This is a genomic window from Actinotalea alkalitolerans (assembly GCF_023369855.1).
Taxonomy (GTDB): Bacteria; Actinomycetota; Actinomycetes; order Actinomycetales; family Cellulomonadaceae; genus Actinotalea.
In genome coordinates this window covers 64,809-82,974 of sequence record NZ_JAMBPP010000017.1, presented here as the reverse complement: position 1 = coordinate 82,974, position 18,166 = coordinate 64,809, and the positions used below count along the sequence as shown (strand labels likewise).

The 18,166-nt window shown below is 72.3% G+C and carries 16 protein-coding genes; 12 read left to right on the top strand and 4 right to left on the bottom strand.

All coding sequences use genetic code 11. From position 1 onward, the window contains the following. On the top strand, window positions 1–460 hold a 460-nt coding region (locus tag M1R94_RS17810; protein ID WP_374109491.1), incomplete at its 5' end, for an SPL family radical SAM protein. Between the two features lie 61 nt (window positions 461–521). Here the strand turns inward: M1R94_RS17810 and M1R94_RS17805 are convergent. Further along, window positions 522–671 (bottom strand): hypothetical protein, encoded by a 150-nt coding sequence (locus M1R94_RS17805; protein ID WP_249383075.1) that lies wholly within the window; start codon window positions 669–671, stop codon window positions 522–524. A gap of 76 nt (window positions 672–747) precedes the next feature. On the opposite strand from M1R94_RS17805, the gene M1R94_RS17800 reads away from it, so the two are divergent. Then, window positions 748–2,475 (top strand): FAD-dependent oxidoreductase, encoded by a 1,728-nt coding sequence (locus M1R94_RS17800; protein ID WP_249383074.1) that lies wholly within the window; start codon window positions 748–750, stop codon window positions 2,473–2,475. Between the two features lie 65 nt (window positions 2,476–2,540). Here M1R94_RS17800 and M1R94_RS17795 read toward each other — a convergent pair whose 3' ends face one another. Beyond that, complete coding sequence (locus M1R94_RS17795) at window positions 2,541–3,002, bottom strand: PPOX class F420-dependent oxidoreductase (protein ID WP_249383073.1); 462 nt, start codon at window positions 3,000–3,002, stop codon at window positions 2,541–2,543. Window positions 3,003–3,184: 182 nt separating this feature from the next. Between M1R94_RS17795 and aspS the strand changes: the two genes are divergently transcribed. After that, the gene (gene aspS, locus M1R94_RS17790; protein ID WP_249383072.1) at window positions 3,185–4,972 is read left to right on the top strand and encodes an aspartate--tRNA ligase; all 1,788 of its coding nucleotides are present in this window, start codon (window positions 3,185–3,187) and stop codon (window positions 4,970–4,972) included. Window positions 4,973–5,027: 55 nt separating this feature from the next. Next, entirely contained in the window at window positions 5,028–5,843 is an 816-nt protein-coding gene (locus tag M1R94_RS17785; RefSeq protein WP_249383071.1) for a GNAT family N-acetyltransferase, read from the top strand. A gap of 33 nt (window positions 5,844–5,876) precedes the next feature. On the opposite strand, the gene M1R94_RS17780 is transcribed toward M1R94_RS17785, so the two are convergent. Then, on the bottom strand, window positions 5,877–8,132 hold the full coding sequence (locus M1R94_RS17780) for an MMPL family transporter (RefSeq protein WP_249383079.1): 2,256 nt from the start codon (window positions 8,130–8,132) through the stop codon (window positions 5,877–5,879). A 70-nt stretch (window positions 8,133–8,202) separates the two neighbouring features. Here M1R94_RS17780 and M1R94_RS17775 point away from each other — a divergent pair, with 70 nt between their 5' ends. Continuing rightward, window positions 8,203–9,627: a replication-associated recombination protein A gene (locus tag M1R94_RS17775; protein WP_249383070.1), complete on the top strand. Its 1,425-nt coding sequence runs from the start codon at window positions 8,203–8,205 to the stop codon at window positions 9,625–9,627. Window positions 9,628–9,711: 84 nt separating this feature from the next. Here the strand turns inward: M1R94_RS17775 and M1R94_RS20865 are convergent, their stop codons facing one another. Then, window positions 9,712–10,434, bottom strand: a complete 723-nt coding sequence (locus M1R94_RS20865) for an endonuclease domain-containing protein (RefSeq protein ID WP_249383069.1) — start codon at window positions 10,432–10,434, stop codon at window positions 9,712–9,714. A gap of 681 nt (window positions 10,435–11,115) precedes the next feature. Between M1R94_RS20865 and rpsD the strand changes: the two genes are divergently transcribed. From rpsD to M1R94_RS17735, 7 genes are all read left to right on the top strand, one after another. Next, window positions 11,116–11,742: a 30S ribosomal protein S4 gene (gene rpsD / locus M1R94_RS17765; RefSeq protein ID WP_249383068.1), complete on the top strand. Its 627-nt coding sequence runs from the start codon at window positions 11,116–11,118 to the stop codon at window positions 11,740–11,742. Between the two features lie 130 nt (window positions 11,743–11,872). Continuing rightward, window positions 11,873–12,244, top strand: coding sequence for a DUF948 domain-containing protein (locus M1R94_RS17760; RefSeq protein ID WP_249383067.1), 372 nt, complete (start codon window positions 11,873–11,875; stop codon window positions 12,242–12,244). Then, complete coding sequence (locus tag M1R94_RS17755) at window positions 12,244–12,618, top strand: hypothetical protein (protein ID WP_249383066.1); 375 nt, start codon at window positions 12,244–12,246, stop codon at window positions 12,616–12,618. The genes M1R94_RS17760 and M1R94_RS17755 overlap by 1 nt, the downstream gene beginning before the upstream one ends. Window positions 12,619–12,763: 145 nt before the next feature. Further along, window positions 12,764–15,433, top strand: coding sequence for an alanine--tRNA ligase (alaS, locus tag M1R94_RS17750; RefSeq protein ID WP_249383065.1), 2,670 nt, complete (start codon window positions 12,764–12,766; stop codon window positions 15,431–15,433). A 3-nt stretch (window positions 15,434–15,436) separates the two neighbouring features. Next, a complete protein-coding gene (gene ruvX / locus M1R94_RS17745) occupies window positions 15,437–16,000 on the top strand; it encodes a Holliday junction resolvase RuvX (protein WP_249383064.1) in 564 nt (187 codons plus the stop codon). After that, complete coding sequence (gene mltG, locus M1R94_RS17740; RefSeq protein ID WP_249383063.1) at window positions 15,997–17,157, top strand: endolytic transglycosylase MltG; 1,161 nt, start codon at window positions 15,997–15,999, stop codon at window positions 17,155–17,157. Before ruvX ends, mltG begins: the two co-directional genes overlap by 4 nt. Then, window positions 17,154–18,062, top strand: a complete 909-nt coding sequence (locus tag M1R94_RS17735) for a shikimate dehydrogenase (RefSeq protein WP_249383062.1) — start codon at window positions 17,154–17,156, stop codon at window positions 18,060–18,062. The genes mltG and M1R94_RS17735 overlap by 4 nt, the downstream gene beginning before the upstream one ends. The last annotated feature ends 104 nt before the right edge of the window (window positions 18,063–18,166 follow it).

Genomic DNA, 18,166 nt, shown 5'->3' with positions numbered 1-18,166 from the left:
GCTGGACCCCGTGCTCCAGCAGTCGGTCGAGCCCGGCACGCCCACCCCTCGCGCCCGGCTGGACCTGATCCGGGCGATCACGGACGCGGGGCTCGGGTGCACCGTGCTGGTGGCACCCGTGCTGCCCTGGCTGACCGACTCCCACGAGCACCTGGACGCTCTGCTCGCCGAGATCGCGGCTGCGGGGGCGCGGGACGTGCACGTCATGGCGCTGCACCTGCGAGGGGCGGTCAAGCCGTGGTACCTGCAGTGGTTGGCCGGCTACCGGCCGGACCTGGTCGGTCGGTACCGACGCCTGTACGGCTCCTCGGCCCAGGCGTCACCCGCGTACCGGGAGTGGCTACGAGCTCGGGTCGAGCCGCTGCGCGCTGCGCACGGCTTCACCCGCCGACCGAGCTGGCGGCCGGGCCCGGCGCCGACGGCGGTCGAGCCCGACGCCGTGCAGGGAGCACTGTTCTGACCGCACCCCGGTGCGCGAGCCGGGCCTCTCGGGTGGCGCGCGCCCAGCCTGTCAGGCGCGGTCAGTCGCGGGGCTCGTCGGGGACGGACTCGGTGTCCTCCTCGGGCTCGAAGGTCGAGGGCTCGCCGGCGCCGATCCCCACCCCGGTCTCGGGGTTCGGCGCGTCGGTGACCTGGTCGCCCTCGGGCTGGGTGTTCGTCGATTCGCTCATCTCCCCATGGTCGGTCACCGGGCCGTCCCGCGCGCGCCAGGACGGCAGGGCACCGGCGGGGTGACACCATCGAGCCATGGTCAGCGCCGCCGCCCCGCCCCGGTACGACGTGGTCGTGGTGGGGTCGGGCTTCGGCGGGAGCGTCGCCGCGCTGCGCCTGTCCGAGAAGGGGTACCGGGTCGCTGTCCTGGAGGCGGGTCGCCGGTTCGCCGACGAGGACTTCGCCCGGACCTCGTGGGACCTGCGACGCTTCCTGTGGGCCCCGGCGATAGGGTGCTACGGCATCCAGCGGATCCATCGCGTCTCGGACTCGCTGATCCTGGCCGGTGCCGGGGTCGGCGGCGGATCACTGGTCTACGCCAACACCCTGTACCGCCCGCTCGCCCCGTTCTACGCCGACCCGCAGTGGGCGCACCTGGCGGACTGGGAGTCCGAGCTCGCGCCCTGGTACGACCAGGCCTCACACATGCTGGGGGTGACCACCAACCCGACGGTCACCGCCTCGGACGTCCTGTTCCGGCGTGTCGCCCGCAGGATGGGTGTCGAGGAGACCGTGCGGCCGACGCAGGTCGGGGTGCTGTTCGGCGAGCCCGGCAGGACGGTCGCCGACCCCTGGTTCGGAGGCGCGGGCCCGCAGCGGACGGCGTGCACCGAGTGCGGCGCGTGCATGACGGGCTGCCGCGTCGGCGCGAAGAACACCCTGGTCAAGAACTACCTGCATCTCGCGGAGGGCGCGGGGGCCGAGGTGGTCCCGATGACCACGGTGGAACGCCTGCGGCCGACCGGTGAGGGCGGGTGGGTCGTCGAGGCGCGGGGGACCGGTGACCGCCGGCGCAGGACCTTCCTGGCCGACCAGGTGGTCCTCGCGGCCGGGACGTACAACACGCAGCTGCTGCTGCACCGTGGACGACGCCGGGGTGACCTCCCGCAGCTCTCGGTCCGCCTCGGGACCGCGACCCGGACCAACTCCGAGGCACTGGTGGGCGCGAGCGCCCCCCGGGTCGATCCCGCGCGACCGCTGCACCGCGGGGTGGCGATCACCTCCTCGTTCTTCCCCGACGCCGTCACCCACGTCGAGCCGGTCCGCTACGCCGCGGGGAGCAACGCGATGGCACTGCTGCAGACCGTGCTGACGACCGGTGGGCCACGACGCACCCGATGGCTGCGGGTGCTGGGCCGCTACGCGTCCGAGGTGGCTCGGCGGCCGGTCACCGCGGTCCGGTCGCTCGTCCCGTACCGCTGGAGCGAGCGCACGGCCATCGCCCTGGTGATGCAGTCGCTCGACAACTCCCTGGTCACAGGTCTGCGGCGCGGGCTCGTCGGGTGGCGCCTGGTCAGCAGGCAGGGACCCGGTGAGCCGAGCCCGACGTGGATCCCGGCCGCGCACCGCACCGCGACCCTGCTCGCCGACGAGCTCGGCGGCGTGGCGGGCGGCTCCTGGGGAGACGTCGCGAACATGCCGCTCACCGCGCACTTCATCGGCGGCTGCCCGATCGGTGCGACCTCCGCCGAGGGGGTGCTCGACCCGTACCAGCGGGTGCACGGCCACCCCACGCTGCACGTCGTCGACGGTGCCGCGGTGACCGCCAACCTCGGGGTGAACCCGTCGCTGACCATCACGGCCCAGGCTGAGAGAGCCATGTCCTTCTGGCCCGAGCGCGGAGGGACCGATCTGCGCCCCGCCGACCAGGGCGTCTACCGCAGGCTCGAGCCCGTCCGTCCGCGCCGCCCCGCTGTGCCGTCCGGCGCCCCCGGCGCACTGTGGACGGCGCCGGAGGGGCCGCAGCCCAACCCTGAGCCGTAGGCCGGTCGGATCGCAGGTGGGCCGGCGGCGCGGGGTGAGCCGGGCCGCGCCGTGCGGCGACGACGTCAGGCGACGTCCGCCGGGAACCCGCCCGTCGCGACCGGCCCCCAGCGCTCGATCGTCACCCGGATCAGCGACTTGCCCTGACGCACCATCGCCTCGCGGTACTCGTCCCAGTCGGGGTGCTCCCCGGCGATGGAGCGGTAGTACTCGACGAGCGGCTCGACCGAGTCGGGGAGGTCGAGCACCTCGGCCGTGCCGTCCACCTGGACCCAGGAGTCGTCACCGTCGTCGGACAGCACGCACAGGCTGGCCCGCGGGTCGCGCCGCAGGTTGACGGCCTTGGCGCGTGAGGGGTACGTCGAGACCACGACCCGTCCTGCGTCGTCGACCCCGCACGTGACCGGCGACATCTGAGGCCCTCCCGAGGCCCGCCAGGTCAGCAGGATCGCCTCGTGACGCGGCCGCAGGTAGGTGAGCAGGTCGTCACGGGAGACGCGGTCGGTGGTCGCGATCTTGCGGGCCATGAGGTCCTCCGGGTGCTTGTGGCGGCGAGTCGGATGCTGGTGCCATTGTGCCGCTGCGCACCGCGCCGACACCGCACCACCTGATCCCGGCCCGGTTGCCGCCCGGCGAGGTCTCGCCGCGCCACTAGACTCGTCCGGTCGCCCGTCGGGCGGTCGTCGTCCACGCCCAGGAGAGGACACCCGTGCTCCGCACCCACACCGCCGGCTCGCTGCGAGCCGAGCACATCGGTCAGACCGTCACCCTCACGGGCTGGGTCGACCGGCGACGCGATCACGGTGGGGTGGCGTTCATCGACCTGCGGGACGCCTCGGGCATCGCCCAGGTGGTGATCCGGGACGAGGCCGTCGCGCACGGTCTGCGCAACGAGTACGTGCTCCAGGTCACCGGCGAGGTGGGCCGTCGCCCCGCCGGCAACGAGAACGCGAACCTGGTGACCGGGGAGGTCGAGCTCGTCGCGGTTGAGGTCGTGGTCCTCAACGAGTCCGCGCCGCTGCCCTTCCAGGTGTCCTCGGCCCTGGACGAGCAGATCGGCGAGGAGGCCCGGCTCAAGCACCGCTACCTCGACCTGCGTCGACCGGCCCCGGCCGCGGCCCTGCGGTTGCGGGCGAAGGCGAACGCCGCGGCCCGCCGGGTGCTCGACGCGCAGGACTTCGTGGAGGTCGAGACCCCCACCCTGACCCGATCGACACCCGAGGGTGCGCGCGACTTCGTGGTCCCGGCCCGTCTCGCGCCGGGCTCGTGGTACGCGCTGCCGCAGTCGCCTCAGCTCTTCAAGCAGCTGCTCATGGTTGCCGGCTTCGAGCGCTACTACCAGATCGCCCGGTGCTACCGCGACGAGGACTTCCGCGCCGACCGGCAGCCCGAGTTCACCCAGCTCGACGTCGAGATGAGCTTCGTCGAGCAGGACGACGTGATCGCTCTCGGTGAGCAGGTGCTGGTCGCCCTGTGGGACCTCATCGGCTACCAGGTGCCGACGCCCATCCAGCGGATGACCTTCGCCGACGCGATGACCCGGTACGGCACGGACAAGCCCGACCTGCGCTTCGGGCTCGAGCTCGTCGAGCTGACCGACTACTTCGCGCAGACGCCGTTCCGGGTGTTCCAGGCTCCCTACGTCGGTGCGGTGGTGATGCCCGGCGGCGGGACGCAGCCGCGCCGAACCTTCGACGCCTGGCAGGAGTGGGCCAAGCAGCGCGGTGCCCGCGGGCTGGCCTACGTCACGGTCGGCGAGGACGGCGAGCTGGGCGGACCGGTCGCCAAGAACCTGTCCGAGACCGAGCGCGCCGGCCTGGTCGAGGCCGTGGGGGCCTCGGCCGGGGACTGCGTCTTCTTCGCAGCGGGCAAGGCCTCCGAGGCCCGTGCGCTGCTCGGCGCGGCGCGGCTCGAGATCGGCCGACGGGTCGGCCTGATCGACGAGTCCGAGTGGTCCTTCGTGTGGGTGGTCGACGCCCCTCTGTTCAAGCCCACCGGTGAGGACGACGACGTCGCTGTGGGGGAGGGCTCGTGGACCGCGGTGCACCACGCCTTCACCTCACCGACCCCCGAGTGGATCGACCGGTTCGAGGAGTCCCCGGGGGAGGCCCTGGCCTACGCCTACGACATCGTCTGCAACGGCAACGAGATCGGCGGCGGCTCGATCCGTATCCACCGTCGTGACGTGCAGCAGAGGGTCTTCCAGATCATGGGGATCGGGCAGGAGGAGGCGCAGGAGAAGTTCGGCTTCCTGCTCGACGCCTTCCAGTTCGGCGCACCGCCCCACGGCGGGATCGCCCTGGGCTGGGACCGCATCCTGACCCTGCTCACGGGCTCGGAGTCGATCCGCGACGTCATCGCCTTCCCCAAGTCCGGCGGCGGCTACGACCCGTTGACCGGTGCTCCCGCCCCGATCACCGACCAGCAGCGCAAGGAGGCGGGCGTCGACCTGCCGCCCGCCGCGCCCTCGGCACCCGCTGCGTCCGGCGAGGCCTGAGCAGCACCGCTGACCCGACGCGTCGCCCCTCAGGCAGAGGACCGATCACCGGCTGATGACCGAGCTCACGCCCACGAGCACCCCTGACGACCTCGCGATGCTCCCGGAAGCCTGGCACGACGACCGGATGCTGCTGGGCGATCGTCGGCGTGCCGCCCCACAAGCGGTGTTCGGCGACGACCACGCCCTGCTGGTGGCCGTGCACCGCGCCGACCGGGACGTGCTCGTCGGGCGCGGCGATCCCGAGGGCGTCGGACGGCTCCTCGCCGAGCTGGTCGCCCGGCCGCGGGTCCTGGCCCGGCTCGGCACGGTCCGTTGGTTGAGCGTGCCTCGCGGGTCCACGGTGTCGGACACGGTGCTCGCCGACCTCGGCCTCGCGCCCTTCTCGACCTGGGACTGGATGTCGAGCGACGTCGTGCCACCCCGGTCGGCGGGGGAGGACGACGTCGTCCGGCTGGACCCGACCACCGACGCTCCGGCGATCCGTCGATGCCTCGACCACGCGAACCCGGGGACCACGGCCGTTCCCGGTGCGCCCGGCGAGATCGCCTGGTGGGGCGTGCCGGGCCTCGAGGGGCTGCTCGGGGTGATCGGCGCCGCCGAGCGTGCTGGCGATCCCGCCGGTGCGGATCTGTCGTGGCACCTGCACGGGCTGGGTGTGCTTCCCTCGGCACGCCACCGTGGGCTCGGCGGGGCGCTCGCAGCGGCGGCCACCCGTGAGGGCCTGGCTGCGGGCATCGACTGGGTCGGGCTGGGTCACTACGCCGAGAACCACACGGCTCGCCGGCTCTACGAGCGGCTCGGCTTCGTCACCAGCGCCCGCTTCGCCTCCTACGGCCCGAGCGGCGCGACGACCCCTCCGGCGAGCTGAGGAGCCCGGTCACCGTCGCGTGGGACCCACGGATCAGTGGGTGATCGCGAACCGCCGGTACACGCGCCGCAGCGGCCGAGGCGCCCACCAGTTGTGCCGGCCGAGCAGCGTCATCGTCGCGGGGACGAGCAGCATCCGCACCAGGGTGGCGTCGATGAGCACGGCGACAGCCAGCGAGAAGCCGACCTCCTTGATCACCAGGAGCTCACCGAAGACGAAGCCGGTGAAGACCACGATGATGATCAGCGCGGCCGAGGTGATGATCCGGCCCGAGCGCTGCAGGCCGAGCCGGACCGAGTCGTCGTTGCTGTACCCGGCGTCGTGGAGCTCCTTGATCCGGGACAGCAGGAACACCTCGTAGTCCATCGCCAGCCCGAAGCCGAAGGCGATGATCAGCGCCACGACGTACGTCTCGATCCCCCCGGTCGAGACGAAGCGGAGCACCCCGGAGAGGTTGCCGTCCTGGAAGACCCACACGAGGACGCCCAGTGAGGCACACAGCGAGATGGCGTTGGTGAGCAGCGCCTTGACCGGGATCACCACCGAGCCGGTCATCAGGAAGAGCAGCACGAAGGTCGCCAGCACCACGATGCCGATGGCCCAGGGCGCCCGGTCGACCAGGGCCTGGGTGAAGTCGATCTGGTTGGCGGCCTGACCGGTGACCCAGGTGGGGAAGGGTGCCTCGACGTCGCGGACGGCCAGCACCACCTCACGCGCCACGGCCCCGCCCGGGTCAGCGGTGTCGGGTCGCACGCCCACCACCACGTAGGGGCCCACGGGAGCGACCTGGTCGACCGAGAGCACGTCGGGGACCTCGGCGAGTCCGGCCGACCACTCGGCGACCTCCTCGATCGATCCTTCGGCGACGACGATGACCGCCGGTGACTCCGACGCGGGGTACTGCTCGCCGATCGTCTGCACGTAGTCCCGCTGGTCGGAGCCCGCGGGCAGCAGCTCGATCGTGGAGTTGCGCAGCTCGATGTGGGCGAGCGGGATCGCGAGCACCCCCAGCACCAGCAGGCACGCGCCGAGCACGGTCCACGGTCGGCGCTGCACGCGCGCCGCGAGGCGGGAGAAGACCCCCTCCTCGGCGACGACGTCCCCGGTCCGGGCGAGGATCGCGCGCAGGCCCGGGATCCGGTGCACCAGGCCCGGCTGGATCAGCCGGCGGCCGGCCAGCCGCAGCAGTGCCGGGACGAGCGTCATCGCGGTGGCCAGCGCGACCAGGATCACCGCGACCCCGGCGACCCCGAAGGCCCGCAGGATCGAGGGCTCGAAGACGATCAGGCCCGAGACCGAGATCGCCACGATGAGGGCCGAGAACGCCACCGTCCTGCCCGCCGTCTGCATGGTCCGGCGCAGCGCCGTCTCGACCGCGCCGTCACCCCGGCGCTTGCGCACCGCGGCGCCCTGGTCCACGTCGACCAGGGTGTGCAGCTCCTCTCGGAAGCGCGAGACGATCAGCAGGCCGTAGTCGATGGACAGCCCCAGGCCGAGCAGCGTGACCACGTTGACGACCGAGGCGTCCATGTCGAGCCAGTGCGACAGGGCGAAGAGGGCCCCGATCCCCCCGGCGATCGAGGCCAGCGCACCGGCCATCGGCATCGAGGCGGCGAGGAACCCGCCGAAGACCATGACCATCACCAGCAGGGCGATGGGCAGGGCGATCGCCTCCCCGGTCGCGAGGTCGTGCTCGACCTGGTCGGTGATGGCCTGGATGATCAGGGTCGTCCCGCCGACCTGACCGCTCACGCCCGGGGCGACCTGCGACAGCTCGGCCGGGATCCGGTCGAGACGGTCCTCGACCGCGGCGAGCGCGTCGGACTCGACGGCGTCGTCCAGGTCGCGCTCGAGCTCGACCACGACCAGGAAGCCGTCGCCGTCGGCGGCGACGAGCGGTGTCGCCGCGGGGCTCGCCGGGCCACCGGGCAGGACGAACGGGTCGATCACTGCAGCGACGCCGGGGATCCCCAGAAGCTCGGTGCGTGGCTCCGCGAGCACGGCGCCGAGCTCTTCGGTGATCTCGGTGTCCGCGGGGGCGACGCCCTGGACCGCCAGGGTCAGGGTGGGGCCGGCCAGCGACTCGTCGGTGAGGATCTCGTCGGCGGTCGCACTCTGCGAGCCCGGCACCGCGGGTGCACCGCTGCTGAGGCGTTCGAAGAGCGTCTGCCCGCCGACGCCCTGGAAGGCCAGGGCGAAGCAGACGGCGGTGAAGACCGCCCAGACGGCGATCGTGCGGCGCGGGGCACGCGCGACCAGCCGGCCCAGGGTGTCGAACACGCCCGACATCATCCCAGGTCCTGCGGGTGGAGCGCACCTTGCTGTCACCAGTGGGGCCCGGCGTGCGTAGGCTCACCGCGTGGACCTGTTCGCTGCGACCAGCACCTCGGCGCAGGGCCTGCCGACGCCCGGTGCGGGGGCTCCGCTCGCGGTGCGGATGCGTCCGGTCACCCTCGCCGAGGTCGCCGGGCAGAAGCATCTGCTCGCGCAGGGGTCGCCGCTGCGTCGTCTCGTGGAACCGACCGACGACGCCTCGCGCCGTGCTGCGCCGTCGTCGGTGGTGCTGTGGGGCCCGCCGGGAACCGGGAAGACCACGCTGGCCTACCTGATCGCCGCGACCTCCGGGCGCCGGTTCGTCGAGCTCTCCGGTGTGACGTCGGGGGTCAAGGACGTGCGCGCCGTGGTCGAGGACGCACGGCGCAGGTTGACCGCCGGGGGTGAGGAGACCGTCCTGTTCATCGACGAGGTGCACCGCTTCTCGACCACCCAGCAGGACGCGCTGCTGCCCAGCGTCGAGAACCGGTGGGTGACCCTGGTCGCGGCCACGACCGAGAACCCGAGCTTCTCGGTGAACTCCCCGCTGCTGTCCCGCTCGTTGCTGCTCACCCTCCAGCCGCTGACCGTCGAGGACGTCCGCGGGCTGGTCCGCCGCGCGGTGCTCGACGAGCGCGGGCTCGGTGGTGCGGTGCGCCTCGGTGAGGACGCCGAGGAGCACCTGCTCCGGCTTTCGGGCGGCGACGCCCGCAAGGCGCTGACCATCCTCGAGGCCGCGGCCGGGGCGGCGCTCGAGGAGGGGCCCCAGAGCGGCGAGGGGGCAGCGCACGAGGAGGGTGAGGCAGCGCCCGAGGATGCAGCTCCCGACGACGCCGTCCCGGAGGTGACCCTCGCGACCGTCGAGCGTGCGATCGACGTCGCGGCGGTGCGCTACGACCGTGCCGGCGACCAGCACTACGACGTGATCAGCGCGTTCATCAAGTCGATGCGCGGCTCGGACGTCGACGCGGCGCTGCACTACCTCGCGCGCATGATCGTCGCGGGGGAGGACCCGCGCTTCATCGCCCGACGGGTGGTGATCGCCGCAGCCGAGGAGATCGGCATGGCCGACCCCTCGGCCCTCCAGACTGCCGTCGCTGCGGCCCAGGCGGTCGCCCTCATCGGCATGCCCGAGGCGCGGCTGATCCTGGCCGAGGCCGTGGTCCACGTCACCACGGCACCGAAGTCCAACGCGACGTACGTGGCGATCGACGCAGCGATCGCCGACGTGCGGGCGGGCAAGGCAGGACCGGTCCCCCCTCACCTGCGCGACGCGCACTACGCGGGCGCCGGGCGAGTGGGTCACGGCAAGGGCTACCAGTACGCCCACGACCAGCCCCACGCCGTCGCGGCGCAGCAGTACGCCCCCGACGAGCTCACCGACGCGCGCTACTACCACCCGTCCGACCGCGGCTACGAGCGCGACGTCTCAGCACGGCTCGAGCGCATCCGCCACATCCTCCACGGCTGACCTGGCCCGGCTGCGTGCCAGGTTCTCGAACGGATCGGTGCACCGGGAGCGCAGATCTGTTCGAGAGGTCCGGCGGGTCGGGGCTCAGCGGCTGGTGCGGAGGCGGCGCAGGACGGAACGGACCTGGTCGGCCACGGCGTGCGGACGTTCGGTGAGGTCGGCCCAGGTGAACCTGAGCACGGTGAAGCCTGCCGCGACGAGCCGGTTCTGGCGCGTCCTGTCGTGCTGGAACTGCGCTCGGCCGTGGCTGGCGAAGCCGTCCACCTCCAGGACGAGGCGTTCGCGGACGAACAGCACGTCGGCGCGCCCGATGATCCCGTCGACGTCGAGCACCTGCTGGTCGAAGCGCCACCCGGTGATGCCCGACCGTTGCAGGATGACCCGGAGCCGACGCTCGGCCGCGCTGAGCGTCCCGTCACCGATGTCCCGGAGCGCCTGGCGGCGCTGGACGTTCCCCCACCAGCCGGTCGTGCCCGCACGGCAGCCTCGAGGTCGGACGGTGAGAGGAGCTCTCGTGTCACCGACCAGGTGACCAGCTGCTCGGCGTCTGCGGCGTCGAGGCGTCCGATGCAGTCGAACAGGGTCCGCCGGCGGTCGGTCACCGCTCCACGGCCGACTCGCACCACCTCGCGCGGGTCGAGGTGGATCTCGTGGGTCACCACGCCGGCCCGGCTGCGGACCCGGCGCGGCACGATCAGGTGAACGTGGTCGTCCGTGCTCACCGGCAGGCGGTGGTACCGCGCTGCACTGCCGAGTCCGACGACGGCGTCGGGCCAGGTCAGGGCGACAGCCTGCACCTGCAGCCACGGGTCGACGGGTAGAGAGACGATCGACAACGCATCCCCGAGCACGACTACCCAGCGACCGGTGTCGCGGCGGCGTCGCACCTGCGCCGGCGTGGCCCCCGCAGCCAGTGCCTGACGCGCCGTGAACAGCCCGTGCTGGTGCCGCGCGACCGGCGGAGCCCAGTGGGCAGGCAACCGTCCCGCACGGCTCGTCACCTGGCCGCCCGGCGACCCGGTCCAGCGGCTGGAGGTGTTGCCGTGCCCGACCCTGCGTCACCACCGACGGACCGGGCAGGGCTCATGTGCTCGAGCGTTGCGACCTCGGGCACCCCGTTCGACCTCGGCCCCGACGTCCTGTGCACGACGCGGCCGACGCCCGTCCGGTGCACCGCCGCCCGCCACCTTCGAGTGCTTCTCGAACGATCCTGCGCACGCCACACGCAGGATCGTTCGAGAACCAGTCGGGTCCGGGGCGAGGTGAGGGGGCCGGCCCGGGCAGCCGGGCTGGGCGAACGGGCTGGGAGAGCGGGCCGGCAGCCTTGTCGGCGCGTCGAGCCGGGCGACCCTGTTGAGGTAGAGTTGTCGGGTTGCCCGTTCGCGGGCGACCCCCTGGGGACCTCAGCCGCATCACGAAGGTTGGTCCCACTCCCACCGGAGAACCTCCGCAGTGGGTTGTGCCACGACAACGACAGGATGAACACCAGTGTCCTCTGTGACCCGCGCGCGCCGCCAGGTGCGCCTCTCCCGCGCACTGGGCCTCGCGCTCACGCCGAAGGCCGTCAAGCACTTCGAGAAGCGTCCCTACCCGCCCGGTGAGCACGGCCGTGCCCGCCGTCGCACCGAGTCCGACTACGCCGTCCGGCTCCGTGAGAAGCAGCGTCTGCGCGCGCAGTACGGCATCCGCGAGAAGCAGATGGCCCGTGCGTTCGAGGACGCCCGCAAGACCCCCGGTCTGACCGGTGAGGCCCTGGTCGAGAACCTCGAGCAGCGTCTGGACGCCCTGGTGCTGCGCGCCGGGTTCGCCCGCACGATCCTCCAGGCCCGCCAGACGGTCGTGCACCGTCACGTGCTCGTCGACGGCAAGATCGTCGACCGCCCCTCGTTCCAGGTGAAGCCGGGCCAGACCCTGCAGATCAAGCCGAAGAGCCAGGGAACCGTGCCGTTCCAGGTCGCCGCCGCAGGGGCGCACCGCGACGTGCTGCCCGCCGTCCCGGCGTACCTCGACGTCCAGCTCGAGAAGCTGAGCGCCGTGCTGGTGCGTCGCCCCAAGCGTGCCGAGGTCCCCGTGACCTGCGAGGTCCAGCTGGTCGTCGAGTACTACGCCCGCTGATCTGATCCGTACCGCGACGCCCCGCCCGCAGCCCCAGGTTGCGCGCGGGGCGTCGTGCGTCCGGCAGGGTCTCGCGCCACCGGGCCGGTAGGGTCGTGCAGGTCGTCAGCAGCCACGGAAGGAAGCCCAGATGTCCCTCGGAGACGTCGCAGGTCTCATCGCCGCGATCGCGTTCGTCGCGCTCGTCGGGTTCCTCGCCCTTCCCCTGATCAAGCTGGGCCGGGTGTTCGACGAGACCCGCCTCTCGGTCAAGGAGATCACCGACCACACCGTGCCGGTGCTCGACGAGACCGCCGCGACGGTCGCGACGACCAACGCCCAGCTGGTCAAGGTCGACACGATCACCACCTCTGCGGCCGAGGTCAGCCAGAACGTCTCGGCCCTGACCGCCCTGGTCGCTGCCACCGTCGGCGGTCCGCTGATCAAGGTCGCGGCCTTCTCCTACGGGGTGCGTCAGGCCCTGGGTGGTCTGACGGACTCGCTGCGTGGCAGGTCCCGCTGATGCGCCGGCTGTTCTGGGTCGGTGTCGGTGCGACCGGTGCGGTGCTGATCGCCCGGCGCGCCCGGCAGGTCGCCCGTCGGTACACCCCTGAGGGCGTCGCCGAGCAGGTCGAGGCCACGGGCCGGCGCACGACGACCGCGCTGCGGGGTTCGGTCGAGACGTTCCGGACCGCGATGGATCGCCGTGAACGTGACCTGGTCGCGACACTGCTGGTGAGCCCCGAGGGCGGTGCGTCCGGTGGCCGGCACCAGGCCGCGACGCCACCGCAAGGATCGTCGGGCACCGGCCCGGCCCCCGGAACCGGCAGATCGCCGGCCTCTTCCGCACGTCCGTCGGGCCGGGTCGACGACGACGAGCCGTTGTACGACTTCTGAGGACCCGACCCCGTCGAGACCGGCACCCGGTCGGTCGGCCCGCGCCGGACCACCCCGCGAGCGGCCACCGACCGGCCCCGAGCACCTGACCGGCCGGGCAGAGCGTCTCTGCCCGGCGCACCCACCGAAGGACCTGAGGGACATCATGCGGACCGCCGAGATCCGACGTCGCTGGCTCGACTACTTCGAGCAGCGCGACCACAGCGTGGTGCCCAGCTCCTCACTGATCTCCCCTGACCCCTCGACGCTGTTCGTCATCGCCGGGATGGTGCCGTTCATCCCGTACATGCTCGGTCAGCAGACGCCGCCGTGGAAGCGTGCGACCTCGGTCCAGAAGTGCGTGCGCACCCTGGACATCGAGGAGGTCGGAAAGACCACCCGGCACGGCACCTTCTTCCAGATGAACGGGAACTTCTCCTTCGGCGACTACTTCAAGGAGGGGGCGATCACCTATGCCTGGGAGCTGGTGACAGGTTCCCAGGCCGACGGCTGCTACGGCTTCGACCCCGACACGATCTGGGTGACCGTCTACCACGACGACGACGAGGCAGCCGCACTGTGGAAGCGCATCGCGGGCCTGCCCGAGGAGCGCATCCAGCGTCGCGGCAAGAAGGACAACTACTGGACCACAGGCCAGGCCGGTCCCGCGGGACCGTGCTCGGAGATCTACGTCGACCGCGGACCGCAGTACGGGGCCGAGGGCGGCCCGGTGGTCGACGAGGAGCGGTACCTGGAGATCTGGAACCTGGTCTTCATGCAGTACGAGATCGATGACGTGCGCAGCAAGGAGGAGTTCCGGATCGTCGGGGACCTCGCGCAGCAGAACATCGACACGGGCATGGGTCTGGAGCGGGTCGCGTTCCTGCTGCAGGGCGTGGACAACATGTACGAGATCGACGAGGTCGCGCCGGTGATCACCGCCGCGCAGGAGATGTCCGGCCGGCGTTACGGAGCGGACCGGGACGACGACGTCCGGATGCGGGTCGTGGCCGACCACGTCCGCTCGTCGCTGATGCTCATCGGGGACGGGATCACGCCGTCCAACGAGGGCCGCGGCTACGTGCTGCGCCGTCTGCTGCGCCGTTCGGTGCGTGCCATGCGGCTGCTGGGGGTCGAGGACCACGCGCTGCCGCACCTGCTGCCGGTCTCCAAGGACGCGATGGCGCTGTCCTACCCCGAGGTCAGCACCGACTTCGAGCGGATCTCGCGCATCGCGTACGCCGAGGAGGACGCGTTCCGCCGCACCCTGGTCGCGGGGACGACGATCTTCGACACGGCCGTCAAGCAGGTCAAGCAGGCGGGCGGCACGGCGCTGCGCGGTGAGCAGGCCTTCGCGCTGCACGACACCTACGGCTTCCCGATCGACCTGACCCTGGAGATGGCCGCCGAGCAGGGGGTGACCGTCGACGAGCAGGGCTTCCGTGACCTGATGACCACGCAGCGCGAGCGTGCCCGCGCCGATGCGCGGTCCAAGAAGGGCGGCCAGGCCGGTTCGACCGCGTACCGCGAGCTGCGGGCCCCCGGGGCGACGGAGTTCACCGGCTACACCGAGCTCACGACACCGTCGACCGTGCGCGGGCTGCTGCGCGACGGCTCACCGGTCTCCACCGCGGGGGAGGGGCAGACGGTCGAGCTGGTGCTGGACCGCACGCCCTTCTACGCCGAGTCCGGCGGCCAGGACTCCGACGCCGGCGTGATCACCTCCGACGGTGCACGGCTGGAGGTGCTCGACGTGCAGCGCCCGATCAAGGGGCTGGTCGTGCACACCGTCCGGGTCGCGCAGGGCGAGATCGCCGCGGGCGCGGCCGTGCTGGCCGAGGTCGACCCGGAGTGGCGCCTGGGCGCCCGGCAGGCGCACTCGGGCACGCACGTGGTGCACGCGGCGCTGCGTGAGGTCCTCGGGCCGAACGCCTTGCAGTCGGGCTCGTACAACAAGCCGGGTTACCTGCGGCTGGACTTCTCGTGGGGCCAGGCGCTCTCGCCCGCGACACGCAGCGAGGTCGAGGAGGTCTCCAACCGGGCGATCCGCCAGGACCTGGGCGTGAGCTGGCAGTACATGACCCTGCCCGAGGCCAAGGAGTGGGGTGCGATCGCGCTGTTCGGCGAGACCTACGACGAGCAGGTGCGTGTCGTGGAGATCGGTGGCCCGTGGTCGCGTGAGCTGTGCGGCGGCACGCACGTGGACCACTCGAGCCAGATCGGTCTGGTCGCCCTGACCGGCGAATCGTCCGTGGGCTCGGGCTCACGCCGTGTCGAGGCGCTCGTGGGTATCGAGGCCTTCCACCACCTCGCGGCCGAGCGTGCCCTCGTGGCGAGCCTGACCGACACCCTCAAGGTGCGGCCCCACGAGCTCCCCGACCGGGTCGCTGCGGTCCTCGCACGGCTGCGCGAAGCCGAGAAGGAGCTCGCGGCACTGCGCCAGGGGCGTCTGCTCGCCGCTGCGGGCGGCCTCGCGGACGGTGCGACCGACGTCGCGGGCACCCGAGTCGTGCTGCACGAGGTCGGTGACGTCGGCTCGGTCGACGAGCTGCGCACCCTGGCCCTCGACGTCCGTGGCCGGCTCGGGGAGCAGCCCGCCGTGGTGGCGCTGGGCGGTGTGGCCAAGGAACGTCCGGTGGTGCTGGTGGTGACGAACGCGGCCGCACGCGAGGTGGGCCTGCGTGCCGGCGTGCTCGCCAAGGCGGCTGCCGGGGCCCTGGGCGGCGGTGGTGGCGGCAAGGACGACGTCGCGCAGGGCGGTGGCACCGACGTGACCGCACTGGCCACTGCGCTCGAGCAGGTGCGCGCCGGTGTCCAGAGCGTCGGGGGCCGCTGACCGATGACGGCCCCCGGAGCGGTGCAGGCCACACCGCTGGCCCGTGGGGCACGGCTGTGCGTCGACGTCGGCAGCGTGCGCATCGGGGTGGCAGCGAGCGATCCCGACGGCCTCATCGCGACCCCGGTCGAGACGGTGGCTCGAACCGCCGGGTCGCTGCCGGTAGCATCGGCCAGCGACATGGTGCGCCTGGTGGAGCTGGTCGACGACCGCAGGGCTGCGGTGGTCTACGTGGGGCTGCCGCGTCACCTGTCAGGTCAGGAGGGTTCGGCGTCCTCGGCCGCTCGCACGTACGCTGGAGTGTTGGCGCACGCGATCGCACCGGTCCAGGTGCGGCTCGTCGACGAGCGGATGAGCACCGTGTCCGCACATCAGGCGTTGTACGCGTCCGGACGATCCGGGCGACGCCACCGGCAGGTCGTCGACCAGGCGGCCGCGGTGGTGATTCTGCAGTCCGCGCTCGACGCGGAACGCACGACGGGGGCTCGCTGCGGAGAGCTGGTCGAGGTCAGACCAGCCGGCGAGGTGCGTACCGACCACCAGGAACCACCGGAGGCCCAGCAGTGAACGACCTCTTCCTCGACGAGGTGGTGCAGCCTGAGCGCCCCGAGCAACCCCAGGTCCGGGACCGTTCGGGCCGGCGCGCAGAGCGTGACCGCAAGCGCAAGCAGCGCCGTCGTCGCAGCACGGCTGCCCTGGTCATCTCCTTGCTCCTGCTGGGCGGAGCCGCGTACGTGGTGTGGCAGTACGTGGTGCCTGTCCTGACCAGCTTCACCGACCGGGAGCCCTCGGGCGTCACGGACTACCCGGGTCCGGGTCACAGCAGCGCTCAGGTCGAGATCCCTTCGGGGGCCTCGGGTCAGGCCATGGGCATCGTGCTCGAGGAGGCGGGCGTGGTGGCCTCAGCCCGTGCCTTCACCAATGCGTTCGCGGCGAACCCGAGCGCCGCCGGCATCCAGCCGGGCACCTACTCCCTGCTCCTCGAGATGAGTGCGGCGGACGCCGTCGTGGCGCTGCTGAACCCCGAGAACCGGGTCCAGACGCGGGTGACGATCCCCGAGGGGCTGCGGGTCGAGCAGATCGTCGAACGCCTGGCCTCGGTCACGGCCCTCCCGGCCGAGGACTTCGAGGCCGCGATGGCCGACCCTGCGGCCGTCGGGCTGCCCGCCGAGGCGGGCGGGAGCTACGAGGGGTGGTTGTTCGGTTCGACCTACGCCTTCGAGCCCGGCACCACCGCGACAGACATCATCACCAGGATGATCGCCCAGACCGTCAGCATCCTCGACGAGCGCGCCGTGCCGCCTGAGGCGCGTCAGGAGCTCCTGATCAAGGCCTCGCTGGTCGAGCGCGAGTCGCCCAACGCCGAGGCCAGCGCCAAGATGGCCCGAGCCATCCAGAACCGGCTCGACCGGGACATGCGCCTCGAGATCGACGCGTCGATCGCCTACGGCCTGAACAAGCCCGGCACCGAGCTCACCACCGAGGACCTGCGCACGGCGGACACCCCGTACAACCTGCACCAGCGCACCGGGCTGCCCCCCACGCCGATCGCCTCACCGTCGGCGGCCTCGATCGACGCGGTCCTCAACCCGGAGGACGGTGACTGGATCTTCTGGGCCACGATCAACCTCGACACGGGCGAGACGCGGTTCTCTGCCACCTACGACGAGCACCGCGAGAACGTCGCCCTGCTGCGTCAGTGGCAGGCAGAGAACCCCGGGTGAGCGGTCCTGACGGTCGTCGGGCTGCGGTGCTCGGCCACCCCGTCGCGCACTCGTTGTCCCCGGTGCTGCACCGGGCTGCCTACGCTGCGCTCGGTCTCGACACCTGGCGCTACGACGCGCTGGACGTCACCGAGGAGCAGCTGCCCGGGTTCGTGGCCGACCTCGACGCGAGCTGGGCCGGGCTGAGCCTGACCATGCCGCTCAAGCAGACCGTGCTCGGGCTGCTCGACCACGTCGAACCGCTCGCCGAGGTCGTCGGTGCCGTCAACACCGTGCTGGTCCAGGCGGCGGCGGGAACCCGTCCGGTGCTCGTCGGTGCCAACACCGACGTGCACGGGGTGGTGCACGCCGTGCAGGAGGGCCTCACGCTGCCTGGCGCCGACGGCTCGGCCCGCACCGGGTCGGCTCGTCGGGCGGTCATCCTGGGTGCAGGTGCGACGGCCGCCTCGACCCTCGCGGCACTGGCGCAGCTGGGCTGCACGAGCCCCCAGGTCTTCGTCCGCTCGATGGCGCGCGCCGGCGGGACGATGCGCGCCGCCCACCGCATGGGCGTCGAGCCGAAGTTCCTGACCTTCGCCCCGACGGGCCGGGTGCTCGCCTCCCTGGCCTCGGCCGACGTCGTGGTCTCGACGCTGCCACCCCACGCAGCGGACGAGCTCGCCGCGGAGCTCACCGAGTCGGGTGGGGGAGACCTCGGGGTCCTGCTGGACTGCGCGTACGACCCACGGCCCACAGCCCTGGGTGCCGCGTGGGTCGTTGCGGGTGGCTCGTACGTGAGTGGTGAGCGGATGCTGCTGCACCAGGCGACCGAGCAGGTACGGCTGATGACCGGACGAACGGCACCGGTGGAGGCCATGGAGGAGGCGCTGGCGGGGGCGCTGGGCGGGCCTCCGGCTTCAGCATGAGCTCCCGGGTGCCGATAGGTGAAGCGGGCACCCTGACGCGTGCTGCACTCTGACGGGACGGTTCCCCTGGCCGGCCCGGTCGCTTACTCGGAAGGACACCTGTC

What these genes read in the sequence shown, in the direction of transcription:
- M1R94_RS17760 (WP_249383067.1), top strand. Translation starts at nt 11,873, where the DNA reads ATGTCCCTCGGAGACGTCGCAGGTCTCATCGCCGCGATCGCGTTCGTC.
- M1R94_RS17795 (WP_249383073.1), bottom strand. Translation starts at nt 3,002, where the DNA reads ATGGCCCGCAAGATCGCGACCACCGACCGCGTCTCCCGTGACGACCTG.
- M1R94_RS17780 (WP_249383079.1), bottom strand. Translation starts at nt 8,132, where the DNA reads ATGTCGGGCGTGTTCGACACCCTGGGCCGGCTGGTCGCGCGTGCCCCG.
- M1R94_RS17805 (WP_249383075.1), bottom strand. Translation starts at nt 671, where the DNA reads ATGAGCGAATCGACGAACACCCAGCCCGAGGGCGACCAGGTCACCGAC.
- alaS (WP_249383065.1), top strand. Translation starts at nt 12,764, where the DNA reads ATGCGGACCGCCGAGATCCGACGTCGCTGGCTCGACTACTTCGAGCAG.
- M1R94_RS17755 (WP_249383066.1), top strand. Translation starts at nt 12,244, where the DNA reads ATGCGCCGGCTGTTCTGGGTCGGTGTCGGTGCGACCGGTGCGGTGCTG.
- M1R94_RS17800 (WP_249383074.1), top strand. Translation starts at nt 748, where the DNA reads ATGGTCAGCGCCGCCGCCCCGCCCCGGTACGACGTGGTCGTGGTGGGG.
- ruvX (WP_249383064.1), top strand. Translation starts at nt 15,437, where the DNA reads ATGACGGCCCCCGGAGCGGTGCAGGCCACACCGCTGGCCCGTGGGGCA.
- M1R94_RS17785 (WP_249383071.1), top strand. Translation starts at nt 5,028, where the DNA reads ATGACCGAGCTCACGCCCACGAGCACCCCTGACGACCTCGCGATGCTC.